Origin of the sequence: Brenneria sp. hezel4-2-4, from assembly GCF_013155275.1 — a bacterium.
In the GTDB taxonomy this organism is placed as follows: Bacteria; Pseudomonadota; Gammaproteobacteria; order Enterobacterales; family Enterobacteriaceae; genus Brenneria.
In genome coordinates, this window is the sequence record NZ_JABJXS010000027.1 from 1 (window position 1) to 1,775 (window position 1,775).

Sequence of the window (1,775 nt, forward strand, 5' to 3'; positions counted from 1 at the left end):
TGCTCGTTATTTTCATCAGACAATCTGTGTGGACACTGCACAACCACTATCAGGCTTTTACTAAGGAGGTGATCCAACCGCAGGTTCCCCTACGGTTACCTTGTTACGACTTCACCCCAGTCATGAATCACAAAGTGGTAAGCGCCCCCCCGAAGGTTAAGCTACCTACTTCTTTTGCAACCCACTCCCATGGTGTGACGGGCGGTGTGTACAAGGCCCGGGAACGTATTCACCGTAGCATTCTGATCTACGATTACTAGCGATTCCGACTTCATGGAGTCGAGTTGCAGACTCCAATCCGGACTACGACGCACTTTATGAGGTCCGCTTACCCTCGCGAGTTCGCTTCTCTTTGTATGCGCCATTGTAGCACGTGTGTAGCCCTACTCGTAAGGGCCATGATGACTTGACGTCATCCCCACCTTCCTCCGGTTTATCACCGGCAGTCTCCTTTGAGTTCCCGACCGTATCGCTGGCAACAAAGGATAAGGGTTGCGCTCGTTGCGGGACTTAACCCAACATTTCACAACACGAGCTGACGACAGCCATGCAGCACCTGTCTCTCAGTTCCCGAAGGCACGAGTCTGTCTCCAGTCTCTTCTGAGGATGTCAAGAGTAGGTAAGGTTCTTCGCGTTGCATCGAATTAAACCACATGCTCCACCGCTTGTGCGGGCCCCCGTCAATTCATTTGAGTTTTAACCTTGCGGCCGTACTCCCCAGGCGGTCGACTTAACGCGTTAGCTCCGGAAGCCACGGTTCAAGACCACAGCCTCCAAGTCGACATCGTTTACGGCGTGGACTACCAGGGTATCTAATCCTGTTTGCTCCCCACGCTTTCGCACCTGAGCGTCAGTCTTCGTCCAGGGGGCCGCCTTCGCCACCGGTATTCCTCCAGATCTCTACGCATTTCACCGCTACACCTGGAATTCTACCCCCCTCTACGAGACTCTAGCCTGTCAGTTTTGAATGCAGTTCCCAGGTTAAGCCCGGGGATTTCACATCCAACTTAACAGACCGCCTGCGTGCGCTTTACGCCCAGTCATTCCGATTAACGCTTGCACCCTCCGTATTACCGCGGCTGCTGGCACGGAGTTAGCCGGTGCTTCTTCTGCGGGTAACGTCAATCAACAAGCTTATTAGGTTTGTTGCCTTCCTCCCCGCTGAAAGTGCTTTACAACCCGAAGGCCTTCTTCACACACGCGGCATGGCTGCATCAGGGTTTCCCCCATTGTGCAATATTCCCCACTGCTGCCTCCCGTAGGAGTCTGGACCGTGTCTCAGTTCCAGTGTGGCTGGTCATCCTCTCAGACCAGCTAGGGATCGTCGCCTAGGTGAGCCTTTACCCCGCCTACTAGCTAATCCCATCTGGGCACATCCGATGGCGTGAGGCCCGAAGGTCCCCCACTTTGGTCTTGCGACATTATGCGGTATTAGCTACCGTTTCCAGTAGTTATCCCCCGCCATCAGGCAGTTTCCCAGACATTACTCACCCGTCCGCCGCTCGTCACCCAAGGAGCAAGCTCCTCTGTGCTACCGCTCGACTTGCATGTGTTAGGCCTGCCGCCAGCGTTCAATCTGAGCCATGATCAAACTCTTCAATTTAAGATTTGTTTGATTTGCTTCCACTCGGGAAGCGATGCTCAAAGAATTAATAACTGTTTATTCGTAATGAATTTACTGTCAGTCACTCTTCAAGACTTTTTTATATCGTTTGCCGATATTGTCTTGTGAGTGCCCACACAGATTGTCTGATTAAATTGTTAAAGAGCAGTGC

1 rRNA gene is annotated in these 1,775 nt (G+C 52.5%); it reads right to left on the reverse strand.

Annotated elements, in window-relative coordinates:
- Window positions 1-61 precede the first annotated feature (61 nt).
- Window positions 62-1,603: ribosomal RNA gene (locus HOY33_RS20425) — 16S ribosomal RNA — on the reverse strand.
- Window positions 1,604-1,775 lie beyond the last annotated feature (172 nt).